The following is a 17293-nucleotide window of genomic DNA, read 5'->3' on the forward strand; positions in this document are numbered from 1 at the left end:
GGTCTCCTTCCGGGGACTTCGCCCCTGGCACCGGGCATCCGGCGCGATAACCTATTCTACTCTATACGTAATTGGCAAATGTGCTTCAATTACTTGCAGAATGGATGCGCTTTCATGAGTGCTCTAGCATATTCATTAAAGTAAAGATGGACCTTTGCTTTAGCATCGCTTAAGCTACTGGGGATGGGTGCGATGTCTCCTACCCCCGACCGGCAGGCGGGCGCGGACGGGCAGTTTCGGCTGCTGGACGCGCTGCCGCAGATGGTCTGGCAGGCCAGCTGCAGCGGTGAACTGCGCTTTGCCAACCGGGCGTGGCAGCAGTACACCGGCCTGCACACCCTCCAGCCGGGGCTGGGGTTTGAGCAGGCACTGCACCCCGACGACCGCGAGGCGGCCCTGCAGGCGTGGCAGGCGTGCTGCGCCAGCGGCCAGCCCTTCGTGCAGGCCGTTCGGATGCTGCGGCCGGACGGCAGCGTCCGCTGGTTCGAAATCGAGGGGCGGGCGCTGCCGGAGGCGCTGTGGCTGTGCAGCTGCACCGACATTCACGAGCGGGTGGTGGCGGACGACTGGCAGCAGCAGACGCTGGCGGCCCTGCAGGCCCAGCACGACCGCGCCCGGCAGGACGCCCGCCAGGCCGAGGCGCTGCTGGCCCTGACCCGCCTGCTGGCCCACGCGTCCGATGAGGCGGAGGTGCTGCGGGTCCTGACCGACGAAGGCGTTTCGGCGGCCGGAGCCGCCATGGGAGCAACGGTGCTGGCCTCCGCGGATGGGCAGACGCTCGAATGGCTCAGCGGGCTGGGCGCCCCGGAGACCCTGATGCAGCGGCGAACGCAGGAGGTGCAGCAGAACATCCGGTTTCCATTGACCGAAGCCCTGTTGACCCGTGAACATGTGTACGTGTCCACGCGTGAGGAGCAGCTGGAGCGCTACCCCGCCTGCACCCTGGACGCCGCCGGGCTGCGGGTGGAAGCGTGCGCCGCCCTGCCGCTGCAGGTGGGCCAGCAGACCGGTGCCCTGGCACTGATGTTCCGCGAGGCGCAGGAGTTCTCACCGGAACAGCGACGGTTTCTGGAGGTGCTGGCCGGCCAGCTGGGGCAGGCACTGGAACGGGTGCGGCTGGCCCGCACTGAACGCGAACACCACCGGGCGACGGAACTGCGCGCGCAGCAGAGCGTTGCCGCGCTGAAGACGGTGATGGACAGCATTCCGCTGATCCTGTACGCCGTGGACCCGCACGGGCAGCTCACGGTGGTGGACGGTCAGGGACTTGCCGTGCTGGGCGTGAAGCAGGGGGACCTGGTGGGGCGCTCGTTGTGGGAGCTCGCCCACACCGTGCCGAAGATCGTCCAGCCGACCGAGCAGGCGCTGGCCGGCACCGCGGGGCAGCACACCTTCCAGATGGCCGGGCACGACTTTGAAGGCTGGTTTGTGCCGCAGCCCGGCAGCGGCGGCATGATCGGCGTGCTGCTGCCGATCACCGAGCGGGCCCAGGCGCAGCGCGATCTGCTGGAGGCCAACGAGCAGTTGCGGCGCAGCAACGCCGAGCTGGAACGCTTCGCCCACGTGGCGGCCCACGACCTGCAGGAGCCGCTGCGCACCGTCACCAGCTTTGCCGGGCTGCTGCACCGGCACTACGCCGGGCAGCTGGACAGCCGAGCCGACCGTTACCTGAACAACATGGTGGGAGGGGCCGAGCGCATGAAGCGGCTGGTGGACGATCTGCTGACCTATACGCGGCTCAGCCAGGACCAGCGTCCCCACATCCCCGTGGACCTGAATCAGGTGCTGCAGCACGCGCTGCGCCTGCTTCACGGCCCGCTTCAGGCCAGCGGCGCGTCGGTGCAGGCCGGTCCGCTGCCGCAGGTGCGCGGCGACCGCGCCCAGCTCACCACCCTGCTGTACCAGCTGATCGGCAATGCCCTGAAGTTCCGGGGAGCGGAGCCGCCGGTCATCCGGCTGAGTGCGGCTCGTCAGGGCGGTCAGTGGCAGCTGAGCGTCCACGACAACGGCCTGGGCATCGGCGCCGAGTACCGGGAACGCATCTTCGAGCTGTTCGAGCGGCTGCATACCCGCGAGCAGTACGACGGCAACGGCATGGGGCTGGCGGTCTGCCGCAAGATCGTGCAGCTGCACGGCGGAGAGATTCACGCCGAGGACGGCACGGGCGGCGAGGGCAGCACCTTCGTCTTCACGCTGCCCGCCACCTGAGGCGAGCCGGTACACTGAGGGCCACCATGACCGATATGACCTGTGCGGGGAGGCCCGCTTGATCCTGGTGGCGGGCAGCGCCAACGTGGACTTCCTGACGCCGGTGCCGCACATCCCCGCGCCCGGAGAGACGGTGCTGGGCGAGGGCTACAGCACCGCGCCGGGCGGCAAGGGCGCCAACCAGGCGGTGGCCGCCGGACGGATCGGCGGCGCGGTGGCGCTGCTGGCCGCGCTGGGCCAGGACGCCTTCGCGCCACTGCTGCGGGCCTCACTGCAGGCCAGCGGCGTACAGGACCTGACCGTGACGGTGGACGCGCCCACCGGAGCCGCCTTCATCAGCGTGGCGGCCGGGGGCGAGAACGCCATCACGGTGGCGAGCGGAGCCAACGCCCGGCTGGCCCCCGGTCACCTTCCCGCGCTGGACGGCGTGTCGTGGCTGGTGCTGCAGCTGGAGGTACCGCTGGAAACCAGTCTGGCCTACGCCCGGCAGGCCCGCGCCCGGGGCGCGTCGGTGCTGCTCAACGCCGCGCCGGCCCGGGCGCTGCCGGATGAGCTGCTGCGCTGCATCGACCTGCTGGTGGTCAATGAGGGAGAGCTGGAGGCGCTGGCCGGCGTGAGCGGCCCGGTCGAGACGCAGCTGGAAACGGTGAGGCAGCGCGGCCCCGGCACCGTGCTGGTCACGCTGGGCGAGCGTGGCAGCGTGGCGCTGGACCCCTCCGGACTGCAGCACTGCCCGGCCCATCCGGTGCAGGTGCAGGACACCACCGGAGCCGGCGACACCTATGTGGGTGTGCTGGCCGCCGCCCTGCACGACGGGAAGGCACTGGCCGAAGCGATGCGCCGGGCCTCGGTGGCCGCCGCGCTGGCCTGCACCCGCCCTGGCGCGCAGCCGAGCATGCCCACCCGCGCCGAACTGGACGCGGCGCTGGCCTGAAGGCCGCGCCGCTTCCGGAAAGGGCAGAGTTCAGGCGCGCAGCGCCGGGTCGTGCAGGATGCAGCGGGCAAAGTGGCCGCCGCCCAGGTCGTACATCTTTGGTAACCCCTCGTTGCACACCGGGCGAGCGTGGGGGCAGCGCGGCGCAAACGGACAGCCGGGCGGCAGGTGCGTCAGGTCGGGAATCTCGCCGCGCGCCTGCAGCTCGCTGCCCCTCAGGTCCGCGTCCGGATTCGGGGCCGCCTGTTTGAGCAGCTGGGTGTACGGGTGCTGTGGCGTCCCGATCACCTCACCCGCCGGCCCGATCTCCAGCAGGTGGCCGGTGTACATCACGGCCACCCGGTCACTCATGTAGCGCGCCCCGGCCAGGTCGTGGGTGATGAACAGCATGCTCAGCCCCTCCTGATCGCGCAGGTCCAGCAGCAGGTTCATGATGTCCAGCCGGATGCTGACGTCAAGCGCGCTGGTGGGCTCGTCGGCCAGGATCAGGCTCGGTTGCGCGGCCAGCGCCCGTGCGATCACCACCCGCTGCCGCTGCCCGCCCGACAGTTCGTGCGGCCGTTTGGAGGCGTAGCTGGCCCCGGGTGAGAGGCCCACCCGCTCCAGCAGGGCATTCACCTGCGCCTGCACGGCGCTGCCGCGCGCCAGCCCGTGGATTTTCAGCGGCCGGCCCACCTGATACCCCACCGTGTGCAGCGGGTTCAGGCTGGCGTAGGGGTCCTGAAAGATCATCTGCACCTGCCGGCGGTAGCGCCGCAGCGCCGCCGCGCCCATGCGGTCCGGGACCGGCTGGCCGGACAGCGCCACCGTGCCGGCGGTGGGCTCGTGCAGGTGCGCGATCAGGCGGGCGATGGTGCTCTTGCCGCTGCCGGACTCGCCCACCAGCCCCAGCACCTCGCCGCGCCGGATGCTGAACGACACGTCGTTCACGGCGGTGAGCCGGCGGGCGCTGCGGCCCACCGTGAAGTCCTTGCGCAGCTGCTGCACCTCCAGCGCGCTGGGCGGCGGCACCAGCCGCAGCGCCTCAGACGACGGAACGCTTGTCATAGACGGCCACCTCCTGGGCGGCGGGACTCTGAACGGTGGCGGGGCTGTGCAGGAAGCAGGCCACGCTGCGACCCGGCTCCAGCTCGGCGCGGGCCGGCTTCTGCACGTCGCAGGTGCCGGGCATGCGGCTGGGGCAGCGCTCAAAGAAGGGGCAGCCGGGCAGCGTCACGCTGAGGCTGGGCGGGCGGCCCGGAATGCCCTCGCGCCGCTCGCGCGGGCCGTCCAGCGGCGGGAACGCACTCATCAGCCGCCGGGTGTAGGGGTGCTTCGGCTCGGCGTACAGCTGGTGGGCGGGGGCCTCCTCCACCACCTCACCGGCATACATGATGGCGATGCGGTCACTCATCTCGACCAGCAGGCTGAGGTCGTGGGTGATGAACACCACCGCGATGCCCAGCCGCCGGCGCACCGCGTCGATCTCCTGCAGGATCTGGCGCTGCACCACCACGTCCAGCGCGGTGGTCGGCTCGTCCATCACGATCAGGCGCGGTTCCAGCGCCAGCGCGATGGCGATCACCACCCGCTGCTTCATGCCGCCCGAGAGCTGGTGCGGGTAGGCGTTCAGGTAGTCCTCGCGGATGCCCACCAGCGCGAACAGCTCCTTGGCCCGCGCCTCCAGTTGTGCCGGGTCCCGGACCCCATGCGCCTGCATCGCGTCGTACACCTGCTCGCGCACCTTCAGCACCGGGTTCAGGGCGTTCATGCTCGCCTGGAACACCAGGCTGTAGTCCTTCCAGCGCACCCGCCGCAGCTCCTCCGGCGACAGGGCCAGCAGGTCCTGACCGGCCAGCCGAGCCTCGCCGCCGAACACCACGCCCGGGGCGTCCAGCAGGCGGGTCGCGGCGAAGGCCAGCGTGCTCTTGCCGCACCCGGACTCACCGGCCAGCCCCAGGAACTCGCCCGGCTGCACGTCCAGGCTCACGTCGCGCACGGCCCGCACGTTGCCGTTCGGGGTCACGTAGCCGGCGTCCAGGTTGCGGATCGCCAGCAGCGCCTGACCCTCGGGGGCGGCTTTCACCGGCGCCGCGCTCTTTTTGCGCAGCACCCGGGTGGCCCGGCCCGCATGCACCACCTTGGGGTTGGTCACCTCGTCAATGCCGAAGTTGATCAGCGCGAATGCGGTGCCCAGCAGCGCGATGCACAGGCCCGGCACGGCAATCCACCACCACGCGCCCTGCAGCAGCGAGCCCTTGGCCTGCGCCCAGTACAGCATGGTGCCCCAGGTGACCTGCCCCACGTCGCCCAGGCCCAGGAACGCCAGGCTCGCCTCGCTCAGCACCGCGTACAGCGCGGTGCCGAAGAAGCTGGCGGCGATCAGACCGGCGAGGTTTGGGAGCATTTCCGAGAAGATGATCCGGCCCGCCCCTTCCCCGGAGGCGATGGCCGCCTGCACGAAGTCGCGGTTGCGCAGCGCCAGCGCCTGAGAGCGCAGCACCCGCGCGCCCCACGCCCAGCCGGTCAGACTGATCACCAGGATGATGGACCACACGCCGCCGCCGCGCAGGAAGGCGCTGGCGATGATCAGCAGCGGCAGCCCCGGCAGCACCAGGAACACGTTCAGCAGCACGTTGATCGCCTCGTCGGTGCGGCCCCCGAAGTAGGCGGCGGCCAGCCCCATGGCGGTGGCGATGGCCGTGGCGATCAGGCCGGCCGTGAAGCCGATCAGCAGCGTCAGGCGCGCGCCGTACACCAGCTGGGTCCAGATGTCCTGCCCGAGCGCCGTGGTGCCCAGCAGGTGTCCGGGAGCGCCGGGTTTCAGCCAGGTGCCGAACTCCTGCGAGGTGGGACTGTAACGGGACAGCAGCGGGGCCAGCAGGGCCAGCAGCAGCAGCACCAGCAGCAGGCCCAGGCCCGCCGACGCGCGCGGCGAACGCCGCAGGACGGCAAAGAGCCCGCTCATGCGCCCTTCCCGTCCCGCACGCGCGGGTCCAGAATCACGTACATCGCATCCACCACGAAGTTGGCGATCAACACTGCCAGCGCGATGAACAGGAAGATTGCCTGCATCAGCGGGTAGTCCAGGGTGGTGACCGCGTTGTACAGCTGCAGCCCCAGCCCCGGATACGAGAACACCGTCTCGGTCAGGATGGACCCGCCCACCACGAAGCCGAGCGCCATGCCGAAGGCCGTGAAGCTCGGCAGCAGGGCGTTTCTCAGCACGTAGCGGTTCAGCAGCCGCCGCTCGCTAAGGCCCTTGGCCCGCGCGAAGGCGATGTAGTCCTCGCTCATCACGCCCATCACGTTGTTGCGCATGGTGATCAGCCAGCCGCCCGCCGCCGTGATCACGATGGTGATGGCTGGCAGGGCCGCGTGACGCAGCATGGACAGCCACCACTCGCTGCTCAGCGGCGTGAGAAACGGGTCGAGGTTGCCGCTCAGCGGAAAGACGCTGCTCTTGAAGGCCAGCAGGTACAGCAGCAGCAGCGCCACCCAGAAGTACGGCATGCTGTTCAGGAAGAGGCCCAGCGGCGGCAGCGCGTCGGCCAGGCGTGTGCCGCGCCGCCACGCACTGTAGAGGCCCAGGGCGCTGCCCAGCAGGAACGAGATGATGGTGCACACGCCGATCAGCCCGATGGTCCACGGCGCGGCCTGCGCCACGATGTCCCACACCGGAGTGGGGAACTGCCCGATGGAGCGCCCGAAATCGCCACGCACGATCTTGCCCAGATAGGTGAAGTACTGGCTCAGGGCGCTGCTCTGGTCGTTGAGCCCGTAGGCGATCTTGAGGGCATCCACGGCGCTCGGGTCGAGCTTGCCCTGGTACTTCGCCATCATCGCGCCGATCGGATTTCCCGGCACCAGCCGGGGCAGGATGAAGTTGAGGGTCACGGCCACCCACAGCGTGAACAGCAGGAGGCCAAACTTGCGCAGCAGATACGGCATGGTGCACTCCAAGCACGGCGGGGGAGCCCCAGGAGGAGCCCCCCCGCCCATGAACAGGTCTTACTTGGGCTTGACGTTCAGGTACATCAGCCGCGCGCCCAGCTGGTCATCGGGCGAGCCGTCGTTGTACGGGTTCTCGTTGCTGGGGAAGCCGGTGAAGCGGCTGGTGTTGAACAGCGCGAAGTTCAGACGGTCGGTGAGCGGCATCCAGGGCATGTCCTTCATCACGGTGCTGATGACGGTGCCCATCAGCTGCTTCTGCTGGGCCGGGTCGCTGGTGGCACGGAAGCTGGCGAGCGCCTTGGTGACCACGGGGTTGGTGTACCGGCTGAGGTTCGAGGCGGCCGTCTTGCCGACCGGAGCGCTGAAGTCCGGCGCGAAGCTCTGGTAGTACAGGTAGTAGGGGTTCGGCCCGCCGCCCCAGCCCCAGCTGATGCCCATGTCGTAGGTGCCGCCCTGGAAGCCGCCCGAGTAGCTGCTCCAGGCCTGCTGGTCGATCTGGGTGCTGATGCCGACCTTCTTGAGATTCTCGCTGATGACCTGCCCCATGGTGATGAAGTCGGTCCAGCCGGCGCCCACCAGGATCTTGTAGGTGGGCAGCGGCTTGCCGTCCTTGCCCAGACGCACGCCCTGCGCGTTCTTCTTGTACCCGGCCTTGGTGAGCGCGGCGTCGGCGGCGGCCGGGTCGAACTTCACCTGCAGGCTCTTGGCGCTGGCCGGGAGCCACTGCTGCTGCTGCGCCGGAATCACGCCGCTGCTGTTGGCCGGCTGGGCCGCGCCCGCGTAGGCCTTCTGCGCCACGTCGGCGGTGTTGATCGCCTGCGACACGGCGCGGCGGAACGCCGGATCATTGAACGGCGCCTTGGCGGTGTTGTAGTACAGGTAGTTGTCGCCGGTCACCGGCCAGAAGTAGCTGTAGTTGGGTCCCTTGGACGCGTACTCGCCCTTGGGGTCCGAGATGCCGATGTAGCCGTAGTCGGCCTCACCCTTCAGCAGCTTGAGCAGCGCGGCGTCGTTGCTGTTGGTGGCGGTCCACACGATCGCGTCGATGTACGGCTGGCCCTTCATCCAGTAGTTCGGGTTCTTGAGCACCCGCAGCGCCTGCTGGCTGTAGGCGTCGAACACGAAGGGGCCGGTGCCGACCGGCTTGGCGTTGGTCTCGGTGACCGGGTCCTTGATGGTGCTCCAGATGTGCTGCGGCACGATCATCTGGTTGGCCACGTACTGGAAGATGGGGGTGTTGGGCGCGCTGAAGGTGAACACCACCGTGTTGTTGTTGGTGGCCTTCACGCTGGAGAGGCCGCTCTTCCACAGCCCGGAGGTGTCGATGGCCGGGTACTGCTTGATGTAGTTGAAGGTGAAGGCCACGTCCTGGGCGCTGAAGGCCTGCCCGTCGCTCCACTTCACGCCGTCGCGGGTGGTGAAGGTCAGGGTCTTGTTGTCCTTGCTCCAGCTGTACTTGGTGCCCAGCACCGGCGTGGCCTTGCCGTTCAGCGCGTTAACGTAGTACAGCGACTCGTAGATCACGCTGTTGGTGGGCAGCAGGTGCTGATCGCCCGGGGCGAAGGGGTTGAGGTTCTGGGCGCCCCACTGCGTCGAGCGCACGACGGTGAAGACGTTCTTCGGCTGCTGTGCGGCGGCGGTCACGGCCAGCACGGCGGTGGCAAGGGCGGTCAGTCGGAGCAGGGTACGGTTCATGCAGTCACCTCGGTCAAACGGAATCGGGCCGCGCTGGTGCGGAGGACGGGAAAGAGAGCGGCGCTCTGGCCCGCGGAACAGGGAAGGTCGCCCGCCGGGGGCCGCTGTTCACGGGGTCATGTGGCCCCCTTCATCGGCCGGACCGGGTCCGGCGGCTGAACCACACCGGGCGGCGCGGTGGAGTCGCGCACCACCAGGCTGGCCGGAAAGCGTGGGTGGGCCTGCTCCGGCACTTCCCGGCGGATCAGTGCGATCAGCAGCCGCGCCGCCGCCGCGCCCATCTCCTCCAGCGGCTGCCGGATGGTGGTCAGGGCCGGGCGGGTCAGCGAGGCCACCTGCACGTCGTCATAGCCGACCACCGAGAGGTCGTGCGGGACCCGCAGGCCCAGCTGCTCGGCGGCCCGCAGCACCCCGATGGCCGAGCGGTCGTTGGCGGCGAAGATGGCGGTGGGCCGCTCAGGCAGGCTCAGCAGGGTGCGGGCGGCCGCCTCACCCCCCGCCTCGGTGAAGGCGCCGTCCGCGATCAGGTGCGGCGGCAGGCCCACCCCGGCGGCGTTCAGCTCCTGCGCGAATCCATCCAGCCGGTCGCTGGCATCGTGGCGCGACACGGAGCTGAGGCCGCTCACGTGACCGATGTGACGGTGCCCCAGGTCCAGCAGGTGCTGGGCAGCCAGCCGTCCTCCCTGGCGGTCGTCCACGCTGACCGTGTAGGCGCCGGCACTGCCGACCGTGACGACCGGCACCGCCGGCCCGAAGACCGTCTGTTCGTCGGCGGCCGGAATGATCAACAGCACCCCGTCCACCAGCGTGCGCAGCAGCATCGCCCGCTCGCGCTCCACTCGCACGTTGTCGCTGGTGGTGAAGATGGCGAGGTCCAGGCCCGCCTGTTCCACCACGCGGCTGGCTCCGTGCAGCAGCTCGGTCACGTAGGGCCAGTTGATGCGCGGCGCGATCACGCCCAGCAGGTTCATGCGCCCGCCGGCCAGCACCCGGGCGGCGGCGTTGGCCACGTAGCCGCTCTGTTCGATGGCCTGCTGCACCCGCTGCCGGGTCTGCTCGGTCATGCCTTCGCGGTTGTTGATGACATTCGACACGGTCATCTTGGAGACGCCGGCCAGTCGGGCGACGTCGGCAAGTGAGACCGTTCTGGAGCCTGTCTCCTCCATCACGTGACCCTTCCTTTCCGGCTTTGCTTTACCGATAAAGTAAGGCACGGCCGGGCCACTGTCAACCGGCAGGCGCAGGCCGGAGCTTCTCTTGAACCCGGTTCAATTATCATGGCGGGGTGACGCTCCCCTCCCCCACCCGCCACGACGGCCCGGACGGCAGCCGCATCTACGCGTTTCCGGTGCGGGTCTTCGGCGACTTCACCGCCAACATCCACCTGCTGATCCACGGCGACTACCGCGCCCTGATCGACACCGGCAGCGGCAGCGAGCAGAGCAACCAGGACCTGCTGGCCGGCATGGCGGCCGTGCAGACGCAGTACGGCGAGCCGGTGGACTGGGCCGGGCTGTCCCGCATCGTGGTCACGCACGGCCACATTGACCACCACGGCGGCCTGGACCTGCTGCGGTCCCTGACCCCGGCCCCGGTGGCAGTGCATGAGCTGGACGCCCCGGTGCTGACCCGGCACCGCGAACGGCTGGCGCTGTCCCGGCGGGCGCTGCGCATCTTCCTGGCCACCGCCGGGCTGAATGCCGAGCAGCAGGCGGCCATGACCCGGCTGTACGGCTCGGCGCGCAGCACCTTTCAGGGCGGCCCGGTGGAGACCATCCTGCTGCACGGCGACCTGCTGGATGACCGGCTGGAGGTGCTGCACACCCCCGGCCACAGCCCGGGGCAGGTGTGCCTGCGGCTGGGCGACGTGCTGCTGAGCGCCGATCAGCTGCTGGCCCGCACCACCCCGCACCTCGCGCCGGAGAGCATCCTGCCCGGCACCGGCCTGAACCACTACCTGCATTCGCTGACGCTGCTGGAACGCCAGCCGGGGCTGCGGCTGGCGCTGGGTGGCCACGAGGAGCCGATGCCGGATGTCTACGACCGCATTCAGCAGATCCGCGACTCGCATCAGCGCAAGCTGGAACGCATCGTGGAGCTGTGCCGCGAGCCGCGCAGCATCGCCGAGGTGCGCGACCTGCTGTACCCACAGGTGCGCCACTACGACGTGCTGCTGTCGCTGCAGAAGGTGGGCGCGCTGATGGAGTACCTCAACCAGCGCGGCGACCTGCAGGTGGCCAATCTGGAGCCGCTGGAACAGGACCCGGCCGTGTTCCCCCTCTACGTAAGCTGAGCGCTACGGCTGCGCCTGCAGCGTCTCCAGCAGCCGCACTCCGTCCGGGCTGCCCAGGCCGGTGCAGGCGTCCCAGCCGGGCTGGGCGGTGTAGGCGCCGTTGCTGCCGTCGGTGATGTCGCGGATGGCCCCCAGCGGGTACAGCCGCGGATTCAGGAAGCCCAGCGTGCCCTTGCCGGACTGCTGCCGCGCCTGATTGAGCCGCGCCACCAGCCCGGCCCACAGCGGCGACACCGCGCTGGTGCCCCCGATAACGGTGTCCAGGCCGTCCACCCGCACCTGATAGCCGGTCTGCGGGTCGGCCACGCCCGACACGTCCGGCACGCCGCGCCCCACCCGCTGGCCGGGATTGGCCGAGACCGGCACGCCCGCTGCCCGCTGATAGTCCGGCAGGTCGAAGGTGTCGCTGACGCCGCCGCCGGTGGCGCCCGCACCGGGGCCGTTGTTCCAGACCACCTCGGCGGTGATGCGCTCACCCTCCACCGTCAGGCGGGTGCCGCCGCAGCCGGTGCAGGCGGGACTGGAGGCCGGGAAGTCGGTGTGGGCGCGGCCGTCCGCGGCGCGGTCGCTGGACCCGTCGTCGCCGGCGGCGGCCAGCACCGTGACCCCCAGCATGCCCGCCTCGGTGAAGGCGTCGGTCATGGCCTGCATCGCCTGTACGGTCCAGGCGTTCTCCGGCGCACCCCAGCTGATCGAGATGACGCTGGGCCGCCGCACCGAATCATGGACCGCGCGGGTGATGGCGTTCAGGAAGCCGGCGTCGGTGTTGGGCGCGAAGTACACCGCGATGTGCGCGCCCGGCGCCAGCGCGCCGGCCACCTCGATGTCCAGCATCACCTCGCCGTCCGCCCCATTCGGATCGCCGGTCGGCCGGTTGCGCGCGCCGTCCACCGACACCGCGCTCACCTTTGGCTGCGGCACGCCAAGCCGCTGAAAGTAGGCCTTCAGGTCGGCGGTGCGGTAGCCGCCCCCCAACTCGATGATGGCGATGGTCTGCCCGCGCCCATCCAGCTCCGGCGGAAAGTTATACACCTGGGCCAGCTGAAGCGGCGTAAAGCTCTGGGTCACGGCCTGCGGGTGGGCGATGCCCGGACCGGCGCCGGGATAGCGGAACTGCGGACGCGCCTGCGGCCGGTCGTCCAACCCGAAGATGCCCTGGATGATGCCGTCCAGGTCGGCCGGCACGCTCAGCTCGCCGCTGCGCCCCCGGAACTGCTGTCCCTGCCAGCGGTACAGCTGCAGCTGCACCGCGAAGGCCGCCTCCAGCTGCGCCACCGTGCCGCCCAGCACCACCGTGCGGCGCTCGGCACTGGCCTCCACCACCGTCAGCTGATGCTCATGGGCGAAGCGCTCCACCCGGTCCAGGTCATCCGGGGAGGTGCCGTAGGCCTGCGCGAAGTCGTGCCGGGTCATCGGCTCGGCGGTGGCGGCGCGGGCCGCAAACTGCTGGCGGCCACGCAGCCGCAGCGTCACCTGCAATTCTTCGGCCGGGTCCGGCTGCCCGACCTGTTCGGCCTGAGCCGGCACCTCACGCGCGCTGCCGGCCAGGGGAATACGCTGCTCATCTGAGGACATCGGGACCTCCTGGCCCCAGCATTTCCCGACCATTCATGAGTTTGCTCAGGCGCGCCGGCCGGACCCCTGGGCCGGGCTTCAGGACGGCTCAGACGGCTCCCATGCGCCTCGGCCCGCCGCGGATGGTAAGCCGACCTTCTATACAAGGGTGCGGCGGGGCACGTATAACCGGACCATGAGCGACGCAGAACAGGGCCAACAGTCCCAGCAGGACACCCACGGCACGGCCGTGGAAGGCGTGGGCACCCCCGCCGACCCGCGCATGGCGAGCGGCGAAGGCACCCAGACGCTGACCACCCGGCAGGGCCACCCGGTCTACGACAACCAGAACCTGCGCACGGTGGGCAGCCGTGGCCCGGTCACGCTGGAGAACTATCACTTCCTGGAGAAGATCAGCCACTTTGACCGGGAGCGGGTGCCGGAGCGGGTGGTGCACGCGCGTGGCGCGGGCGCCCACGGCGTGTTCGAGGCGTACGGGAAGGTGGGCGACGAGCCGGTGAGCCGGTACACCCGCGCCAAGCTGTTCCAGGAGCCGGGCAAGCAGACTCCGGTGTTCGTGCGCTTCTCCAGCGTGATCCACGGCGGCCACTCGCCCGAGACGCTGCGCGACCCGCGCGGCTTCGCGGTGAAGTTCTACACCGAGGACGGCAACTGGGACCTGGTGGGCAACAACCTCAAGGTCTTCTTTATCCGCGACGCGATGAAGTTCCCGGACCTGGTGCACGCCTTCAAGCCGGACCCGGTCACCAACCGTCAGGACGGCCAGCGCATCTTCGACTTCATCAGCCACACGCCCGAAGCGATGCACATGATCACCTGGCTGTTCTCGCCGTGGGGCATTCCGGCCAACTACCGCGAGATGCAGGGCTCGGGCGTCAACACCTACAAGTGGGTCAACAAGGACGGCGTGGGCGTGCTGGTCAAGTACCACTGGGTGCCGCAGCAGGGCGTGCGCAACCTGACCCAGGAACAGGCCGAGCAGATCCAGGCCAAGAACTTCAACCACGCCACCCAGGACCTCTTTGACCACATCAAGGCCGGCGAGTTCCCGAAGTGGGAGCTGTGCGTGCAGATCATGACGGACGGCGAGCACCCGGAGCTGGACTTTGATCCGCTGGACGACACCAAGATCTGGCCCGAGGAGCAGTTCCCGCTGCTGCCGGTGGGCATGATGACCCTCAACCGCAACCCGGAGAACTACTTCGCCGAGGTGGAGCAGGCGGCCTTCGGGACCGGCGTGCTGGTGGACGGTCTGGACTTCAGCGACGACAAGATGCTGCAGGGCCGCACCTTCAGCTACTCGGACACCCAGCGCTACCGGGTGGGCACCAACTACCTGCAGCTGCCGATCAACGCGCCCAGGAAGCACGTGGCCACCAACCAGCGCGACGGCCAGATGGCCCTGCGGGTGGACACTGCCCCCGGCCAGAACCCGCATGTGAACTACGAGCCGAGCGTGCTCAACGGCCTCACCGAGTCGGCCCCGGCCGGCGCTCCGCACGAGCCGTACGTGGAAGGCCGGCTGGTCCGCCAGAAGATCGAGCGCACCAACGACTTCCAGCAGGCGGGCGAACGCTACCGCCAGCACGAGCCGTGGGAACGCGACGACCTGATCAGCAACCTGGTGACGGCGCTGCAGCCGGCCGAGCGGGTCATTCAGGAGCGGATGGTGGCGCTCTTCACCCAGTGCGACCCGGACTACGGGCGCCGGGTGGCTGAGGGCCTGGCGCTGATTCCTCAGAAGGAACCGGTCGCGAACGACTGAGCAACGAGCGAGGGCGCCGCACCCCACAGGGGAGTGCGGCGCCCTCGCTTTGCCCCTACTTCAGCCAGATTGTCCGGACCGCACCACGCGATACCCACGGGTGAGGGCGAGTCCCTCCTGGCGCGGATTCTTCCCTTTCGGACGCCCTCCGTTCGGAAACTACGGCGTCGGCTACTGGCACACGCACTGGCACATACTGGCACAACCCGCGCCCGGGCAGCCCGCTGAGTGAACGGCTGAGCGAGCTCGCATGGTCTGTAGCTCCGCGCATCGAACTACACCATCAGCTATCCGGTGGCCGCGCACAGAGAAGCCTTCCGCGACAAGATTACTTCACAGGTACTGATGGATCGACTGCGCCGCTGCGCTGCAGTTGGTCGTCGACAAGAAGATCAGCGCCGAAGCACTCGAGGCCGCGGCCGTGAAGGCGCCTATCACCCCGGCGCTGTGCGACGCTGAAAACGAGCGTTGTGATCGGGCTGGTCCTCCTCAGTGCCGCTACCCTGCCGTGTGTGTAGACCACCGGCGAGGAGAGCGGCGAGACGTTCTTCAACCTGCCAAGCGTTAGCGACGCACCGCTCACCGAGCAGGACGCCCTGCGCCTTATCCCCGGGCGCGTCTGCCGCTCCCGCCTGCTTTCCAGGCGGTGCGCCGCGTGGCTGAAGACTTTCCGCCCAGCGATGCGGGTCGAGGTGCATACCGACAGGACGGCCCTGAGTCCTCCTCCGAGTACGGCATGAGCAGTTCAATTATCATGTCCTGCACGCGGCAGTAGAGCGTCTCCCCTGAGCTCAGCAGGGTGTGCGCGAACCAGCCAGTCATCAAGGCCAGATGCCCGCCGTGGTCGGCACTCCGGAGGATCCGTTTTTACCGGCATCGACCACGAGGAGCTGGAATGACGTTACATGCGTTCGTTTTCACCCGGAAAGCTCCGATTAAGAGCGTCCAAGGCCTGGTCCATTGCTGCAGCAGCGTGCTGGACTGCCTTGTGGGCTTCGGCCAGGTCGGCCCGGATCTCGTTCAGGCCCCGGGTGGGGAGGGCTGGTCTGGAGACGTACCGGCTCGGCTGCCACGAGTGGTCGTTCTCGGCAATCCGGGCCTGGGGGACCGATTCGTGGATGGCGGGCGATTCCGGGTCGTTCCGGGTGGCGATCAGGGTGGTCAGACGGTCGACCACCTCCGCGCTGAGGATGTGCTGCCGGCCGTCCCTGACGCCCAGCTGCGACGCGTCGACCATCAGGACGTCGTTGCCGGCGGCGACGGTGCTGGTCGGGCGGTCGAAGACGGTGAGCGCCACCGGAACATTCGCGCCGGTGTACAGCGCGCTCGGGAGGGCCACGACGGCCGTCAGCCAGCGGGCGACGTAGTCGTTGCGGATGTCCCGTTCGCTGCCGCTGCGAAAGAGGGGGCCGTGCGCCGTCGTGAACACCGCCCGGCCGCCGGGCGCCAGGGCCGCGAGGCCGTGCAGTATGAGCGGCCAGTCCGCGAAGCGCGGCAGCGTTCGCGCGGCGAGGAAGCGCGGATCGAGGTTCCAGTCGGTTCTGGGCCTCAGCGGGAGCCCGAAGGGCGGATCGGCGATCACCCGGTCGAAGGCGCCCGGTTCGGTCTGGGGGGCGGTGAGCACATCTCCGAGATGCAGGCTGAACCGGGTCAGCCCGTGCAGCTGCAGGTGGCAGGCGGCGACGATCAGGTTTTCCGGGCGGATGTCCTGGCCGACGAACTGCACGCTGTTCGGATCCAGGCCCTGCGCGGTGAGGCGGGCGGCCACGGCCAGCCAGGTGCCCCCGTACCCCAGCGCGAAGTCGAGGACGCGCATGCCCGGCCGGACGTCCAGCACGGCCGCGCTCAGCTGCGACAGGGTGCGTGGGGTGAGGTGGTCGGCGTCCCGCTGCGAACGGCTGGCCTGTTCGAGCAGCTCCGTGAAGGCCGCCGCGATCACCTGCCGGCCGGTGCCGTCCGGGCTGGACAGTTCGGTGCGCTGGATGCTGAGGTTGATCAGCGTGGACAGCTCGGAGAGCACCTCAGGCGGCAGCCCATGGTCGTGCAGCTGAATTGGGTGGTCCAGCCGGTCACCGAGCAGCGGCGCGAGGGCCGCTTCGATCTGCTGGAGCAGCGCGGCGCCGGTGGGGTGGTCTTCCGGGGCGGTGGACAGGGAGAAGTCCTGCGAGACGTGCAGCAGCGTGAGCGCGCCGATCAGCGGCGCGGCGTCATGCACCGTGAGGTAGCTGCGGATTCTCTGGAGCGCCGGGGTGAAGAGGTCGTTCGCGGCGGGCGGGGTCATCAGGAGGCCTCAGGGATCAGCGCGGACAGCCGGGCTTCGATCGCTTCTGTCTGCAGGGCGAGCACCGCGTCGACCGCGCGGCGGTAGTTGTCCCGGGCGGCAAACGCGGCCGCGTAGTCGGCCTGGCGCTGGAGCGAAGGCAGGTTGATCCGGACGTCCCGGAGGGTCGAGAGCGGGATGCTCTGGACGGCGGTGCCGCTGAACATCGGGGCCAGGTACCGGCGCATGGCGTCGGAGCGCAGCAGGCCGGCGATGAAGTGCGGGTCGGCGACGTCGGGGTTCACGGTCAGGACCATCAGGCCGTTGGTGGCGACCGCGTCGCCGATCTGCTCGGGCACGACGGCCGTTCGGACGTCACTGGTTCTCAGGGCGATCAGCACCTGACCGGGGCGGACGAGCGCGTCCCGGTTTTTGCGCAGGTCGAGGTGTTCACTGCGGCCCTGCTCGTCCGCGGCGTCCAGGCTGTCGAGATCGGTGACCTGTAAGAGGCGGACGCGGGGGGCGGTGGGGTCGACGTGGCGTTTGTACGTCAGGCCCTGGACCAGCACCCCGATCTCGGCGAGGGAAACGGTGGACACGTTCATACCGGACAGGTTCACACATCGGCCG

The 17293-nt window shown here is 69.4% G+C and carries 12 protein-coding genes; 4 read left to right on the plus strand and 8 right to left on the minus strand.

Annotated elements, in window-relative coordinates:
* Positions 1-192: 192 nt before the first annotated feature.
* Positions 193-2208, plus strand: coding sequence for a PAS domain-containing sensor histidine kinase (locus ABOD76_RS20485; protein WP_350245567.1), 2016 nt, complete (start codon positions 193-195; stop codon positions 2206-2208).
* A 67-nt stretch (positions 2209-2275) separates the two neighbouring features.
* Positions 2276-3142: a ribokinase gene (locus tag ABOD76_RS20490; RefSeq protein ID WP_350245690.1), complete on the plus strand. Its 867-nt coding sequence runs from the start codon at positions 2276-2278 to the stop codon at positions 3140-3142.
* A gap of 30 nt (positions 3143-3172) precedes the next feature.
* Here ABOD76_RS20490 and ABOD76_RS20495 read toward each other — a convergent pair whose 3' ends face one another.
* The 5 genes from ABOD76_RS20495 to ABOD76_RS20515 all read right to left on the minus strand — a co-directional run bounded on the left by ABOD76_RS20495 (position 3173) and on the right by ABOD76_RS20515 (position 9936).
* Positions 3173-4189, minus strand: a complete 1017-nt coding sequence (locus ABOD76_RS20495) for an ABC transporter ATP-binding protein (protein WP_350245568.1) — start codon at positions 4187-4189, stop codon at positions 3173-3175.
* A complete protein-coding gene (locus ABOD76_RS20500) occupies positions 4167-6089 on the minus strand; it encodes a dipeptide/oligopeptide/nickel ABC transporter permease/ATP-binding protein (RefSeq protein WP_350245569.1) in 1923 nt (640 codons plus the stop codon). The genes ABOD76_RS20495 and ABOD76_RS20500 overlap by 23 nt, the downstream gene beginning before the upstream one ends.
* A complete protein-coding gene (locus ABOD76_RS20505; protein WP_350245570.1) occupies positions 6086-7072 on the minus strand; it encodes an ABC transporter permease in 987 nt (328 codons plus the stop codon). The genes ABOD76_RS20500 and ABOD76_RS20505 overlap by 4 nt, the downstream gene beginning before the upstream one ends.
* Positions 7073-7132: 60 nt before the next feature.
* The gene (locus ABOD76_RS20510) at positions 7133-8770 is read right to left on the minus strand and encodes an ABC transporter substrate-binding protein (protein ID WP_350245571.1); all 1638 of its coding nucleotides are present in this window, start codon (positions 8768-8770) and stop codon (positions 7133-7135) included.
* A 116-nt stretch (positions 8771-8886) separates the two neighbouring features.
* The gene (locus ABOD76_RS20515; protein ID WP_350245691.1) at positions 8887-9936 is read right to left on the minus strand and encodes a LacI family DNA-binding transcriptional regulator; all 1050 of its coding nucleotides are present in this window, start codon (positions 9934-9936) and stop codon (positions 8887-8889) included.
* A 119-nt stretch (positions 9937-10055) separates the two neighbouring features.
* Between ABOD76_RS20515 and ABOD76_RS20520 the strand changes: the two genes are divergently transcribed.
* Complete coding sequence (locus ABOD76_RS20520; protein WP_350245572.1) at positions 10056-11063, plus strand: MBL fold metallo-hydrolase; 1008 nt, start codon at positions 10056-10058, stop codon at positions 11061-11063.
* A 3-nt stretch (positions 11064-11066) separates the two neighbouring features.
* Here ABOD76_RS20520 and ABOD76_RS20525 read toward each other — a convergent pair whose 3' ends face one another.
* Positions 11067-12638: a S53 family peptidase gene (locus ABOD76_RS20525; protein ID WP_350245573.1), complete on the minus strand. Its 1572-nt coding sequence runs from the start codon at positions 12636-12638 to the stop codon at positions 11067-11069.
* Positions 12639-12813: 175 nt separating this feature from the next.
* On the opposite strand from ABOD76_RS20525, the gene ABOD76_RS20530 reads away from it, so the two are divergent.
* A complete protein-coding gene (locus tag ABOD76_RS20530) occupies positions 12814-14403 on the plus strand; it encodes a catalase (RefSeq protein ID WP_350245574.1) in 1590 nt (529 codons plus the stop codon).
* Between the two features lie 901 nt (positions 14404-15304).
* Here the strand turns inward: ABOD76_RS20530 and ABOD76_RS20535 are convergent.
* Together ABOD76_RS20535 and ABOD76_RS20540 are read right to left on the minus strand one after the other, a co-directional pair.
* Positions 15305-16684, minus strand: coding sequence for an HsdM family class I SAM-dependent methyltransferase (locus ABOD76_RS20535; protein WP_350245575.1), 1380 nt, complete (start codon positions 16682-16684; stop codon positions 15305-15307).
* Positions 16684-17268: a hypothetical protein gene (locus tag ABOD76_RS20540; protein ID WP_350245576.1), complete on the minus strand. Its 585-nt coding sequence runs from the start codon at positions 17266-17268 to the stop codon at positions 16684-16686. Before ABOD76_RS20540 ends, ABOD76_RS20535 begins: the two co-directional genes overlap by 1 nt.
* Between the last annotated feature and the right edge of the window lie 25 nt (positions 17269-17293).

Source organism: Deinococcus sonorensis KR-87, from assembly GCF_040256395.1.
Taxonomy (GTDB): domain Bacteria; phylum Deinococcota; class Deinococci; order Deinococcales; family Deinococcaceae; genus Deinococcus; species Deinococcus sonorensis.

What these genes read in the sequence shown, in the direction of transcription:
- ABOD76_RS20485 (WP_350245567.1), top strand. Translation starts at nt 193, where the DNA reads ATGTCTCCTACCCCCGACCGGCAGGCGGGCGCGGACGGGCAGTTTCGG.
- ABOD76_RS20495 (WP_350245568.1), bottom strand. Translation starts at nt 4,189, where the DNA reads ATGACAAGCGTTCCGTCGTCTGAGGCGCTGCGGCTGGTGCCGCCGCCC.
- ABOD76_RS20500 (WP_350245569.1), bottom strand. Translation starts at nt 6,089, where the DNA reads ATGAGCGGGCTCTTTGCCGTCCTGCGGCGTTCGCCGCGCGCGTCGGCG.
- ABOD76_RS20505 (WP_350245570.1), bottom strand. Translation starts at nt 7,072, where the DNA reads ATGCCGTATCTGCTGCGCAAGTTTGGCCTCCTGCTGTTCACGCTGTGG.
- ABOD76_RS20510 (WP_350245571.1), bottom strand. Translation starts at nt 8,770, where the DNA reads ATGAACCGTACCCTGCTCCGACTGACCGCCCTTGCCACCGCCGTGCTG.
- ABOD76_RS20515 (WP_350245691.1), bottom strand. Translation starts at nt 9,936, where the DNA reads ATGGAGGAGACAGGCTCCAGAACGGTCTCACTTGCCGACGTCGCCCGA.
- ABOD76_RS20525 (WP_350245573.1), bottom strand. Translation starts at nt 12,638, where the DNA reads ATGTCCTCAGATGAGCAGCGTATTCCCCTGGCCGGCAGCGCGCGTGAG.
- ABOD76_RS20530 (WP_350245574.1), top strand. Translation starts at nt 12,814, where the DNA reads ATGAGCGACGCAGAACAGGGCCAACAGTCCCAGCAGGACACCCACGGC.
- ABOD76_RS20535 (WP_350245575.1), bottom strand. Translation starts at nt 16,684, where the DNA reads ATGACCCCGCCCGCCGCGAACGACCTCTTCACCCCGGCGCTCCAGAGA.
- ABOD76_RS20540 (WP_350245576.1), bottom strand. Translation starts at nt 17,268, where the DNA reads ATGAACGTGTCCACCGTTTCCCTCGCCGAGATCGGGGTGCTGGTCCAG.